The organism is Phycisphaerae bacterium (assembly GCA_028714855.1).
Classification (GTDB): Bacteria; Planctomycetota; Phycisphaerae; order Sedimentisphaerales; family Anaerobacaceae; genus CAIYOL01.
Genome location: JAQTLP010000019.1, coordinates 1 through 2,820, shown reverse-complemented (window position 1 = coordinate 2,820; position 2,820 = coordinate 1). Strand labels below are relative to the sequence as shown.

At 46.6% G+C, this 2,820-nt stretch carries 3 protein-coding genes; all 3 read left to right on the top strand.

Annotation, left to right across the window (positions count from 1 at the left end):
• Positions 1 to 235: 235 nt before the first annotated feature.
• Genes PHG53_10410 through PHG53_10400 form a run of 3 tightly spaced genes read left to right on the top strand, consistent with a single transcriptional unit; the run spans position 236 to position 2,637 of the window.
• Positions 236 to 943, top strand: a complete 708-nt coding sequence (locus PHG53_10410) for a hypothetical protein (protein MDD5382030.1) — start codon at positions 236 to 238, stop codon at positions 941 to 943.
• A 23-nt stretch (positions 944 to 966) separates the two neighbouring features.
• Positions 967 to 2,262, top strand: coding sequence for an ammonium transporter (gene amt, locus PHG53_10405; GenBank protein ID MDD5382029.1), 1,296 nt, complete (start codon positions 967 to 969; stop codon positions 2,260 to 2,262).
• 33 nt (positions 2,263 to 2,295) lie between these two features.
• Entirely contained in the window at positions 2,296 to 2,637 is a 342-nt protein-coding gene (locus PHG53_10400) for a P-II family nitrogen regulator (protein ID MDD5382028.1), read from the top strand.
• Positions 2,638 to 2,820 lie beyond the last annotated feature (183 nt).

Here is a 2,820-nt window from a genome sequence, read left to right as displayed (position 1 = left end):
ATACCCCCAAACAGTTCTGGGGCATAGTGGAGAAATTCTGGAATCGTGAGATATTTGAGGAAGTTGAGGGGGGCTGGAAATTAAAAAATCCTGTCTACAAAGATTTAATGGAAAGCCGAAAAAATGGGATTTGAAAATCTTTACGGTATCGAGGTGAATAGCTATGCGATTGAACATGCCAAGAACAACACTAAGAACATTAATATTATTCGGGACAATCGTATTGGATCCGGCTATGGCAGAAGAGAAAATCAAATTTGGCTTTTCAACTGACTATTACGGCAAGTACATCTGGCGCGGGCAGAATGTTGATGACAAGAGTGTGTTACAGCCGGCGGTATCTGCAAGTGGTTACGGGTTTACCAGCTCAATCTGGGGTAATATGGATATGACTAACAAGTCTTTAACTGCCCCGGATAACGCAGGAGAATTCAGTGAGCTCGATTACACGCTGGACTATTCAGGAACTATGCCGGATATTAACTGGCTGGACTTCTCCGTAGGCACGATTTACTATCGGTTCCCCAATACTGCTTTTGAGCCTACGACCGAAGTATATGGGGGCCTGAGCTTGCCCAAAGCTCCTTTGACCCCATATTTCAAATGGTATCGCGACGTTGATGAAATCGATGGAAGCTATTTCCAGTTTGGCATCGGGCACACACTTGAAAAGATTTATGTTGTCAATGATAAATGCTATTGCGGTTTACAGCTGGGAGCAAGTTACGGCTGGGGTAATGCAGCTTATAATAAAGGCTACTTTGGCGTAGACGGCGGCCGGTCAAATGATTTTACACTTACAATGGGACTCCCCTTTTGTATGGACACTTGGATAATTAGGCCGAGCATTAACTACTCGACAATGCTTAGTGATGCGATACGCGATGCCACCGACAAAAGCGATAATGTCTGGATGGGCGTTGGAATATCAACCTCTTTCTAAATAATAATAAAGGGTCAGAAATTATGGATACAAAAGTGATTATTGACACGATTTGGGTTTTGATTACAGCCAAGATGGTTTTCTTTATGAACCTTGGCTTTGCTGCCGTTGAATCTGGATTCGCACGATCAAAAAACTGCGTCAATATTTTGTCGAAAAATTTCATCGTGTTCGCAGTATCATCGCTGGGATTTCTAATTTTAGGCTGGGGCCTGATGTTCGGCGACGGCAACGGATTCGTTGGTCTTAAAGGGTTATTATTTGCCGGCGGTTTAGACAATTCGCCTGCAACAGGTGAGGCGTACCACGGTGTGTACTCAGCCATTTCGTGGACGGGTGTCCCGTTTTGGGCCAAATTCTTTTTCCAATTAGTGTTCTGCGGCACGGCGGCAACTATCGTTTCCGGAGCGGTAGCCGAGCGAATAAAATATATATCGTTTATTATTTTCTCATTTGTTATGGCTATGCTGATATATCCGATAGTCGGGCACTGGATTTGGGGGGGCGGCTGGCTGGCGAAGATGGGAACGTTCGACTTCGCAGGTTCAACCGTGGTGCATAGTGTCGGCGGATGGGCGGCGTTGGCGGGGGTAATATTGCTCGGACCACGAATCGGCAAATACGGCAACGGCCACATCAGAGCTATCCCAGGTCATAATCTGTCACTGGCAACTATAGGGACATTTGTACTTTGGTTCGGATGGTTCGGATTTAACCCCGGCTCAACAATGACAGCCGACCCAATCGCAATCAGCCACGTAGCGGTAACTACCAATATGGCGGCTGCAATGGCGATTATGAGCGCAACGATAACCTCATGGCTGCTGCTTGGTAAACCTGACCTGGGTATGACATTAAATGGATGTCTCGCAGGTCTTGTGGCGATTACAGCGCCTTGTGCCTTCGTCACTGTAGGCAGTTCATTGGTAATAGGCCTGATAGCCGGTATTCTCGTTGTGCTCGCAGTAATGATATTCGACCGTTTACATCTGGACGACCCCGTAGGCGCATTGTCCGTGCACCTTGTCAATGGCATATTCGGAACCCTTTGTGTCGGACTGTTTGCAAAGGATAAAATTGCAGGCATGGCAACGGGTAACGGTCTATTCTACGGTGGCGGGCTGACTTTGCTGAAAGCTCAAGTGGCTGCTGTTGTTTCAGTGGGAGCGTTTGTGTTGGTCATAGCCGGATTGACCTGGGCCGTTCTGAAAGCGGTCATTGGCATCCGCGTTTCGAGAGAAGAAGAAATACGCGGGCTTGATATCGGCGAGCACGGCAATGAGGCGTATGCAGGATTTCAAATATTTACCACTGAATAAATCGGGATGTCCCGGATTGAAGGAGATATAATTATGAAGCTGATAATAGCATATATCCAGCCACACAAGCTCAACGATGTAAAACAGGCCCTGTACAAGGAAGAGGTGTATAAAATGTCGGTGACAAATTCACTGGGCTGTGGGCAACAAAAGGGCTATCACGAATCATACCGCGGCGTCGGGATGGAAGTTAATCTGCTGAAAAAAATCCGGCTGGAGATAGCGGTGAACGATGATTTCGTTGAGCAAACAATCAAAGCAATCATCGACGGTGCAAAGACGGGGCAAATCGGCGACGGGAAGATTTTTGTATTGGACCTGCCTGAATGCATCCGCATCAGAACTGGTGAAAGAGGCAGCGAAGCTATTGGATAAAAGGTAAATATCAACAACCTAATTTTTTAGTGAGGTGTGTAATGAAACCAAAGGAATTTTTTGAATTCGCAAAGAAGAACAATGCGAAGATGGCGGACCTGAAATTCGTCGACCTTCTTGGCACTTGGCAGCACTGCACGTTCCCCGTTGAATTTCTGGACGAAAAGGTCTTGAAGGAGGGTC

Coding starts and splice junctions, on each gene's coding strand:
- PHG53_10400 (MDD5382028.1), top strand. CDS start 2,296: ATGAAGCTGATAATAGCATATATCCAGCCACACAAGCTCAACGATGTA.
- amt (MDD5382029.1), top strand. CDS start 967: ATGGATACAAAAGTGATTATTGACACGATTTGGGTTTTGATTACAGCC.
- PHG53_10410 (MDD5382030.1), top strand. CDS start 236: ATGGCAGAAGAGAAAATCAAATTTGGCTTTTCAACTGACTATTACGGC.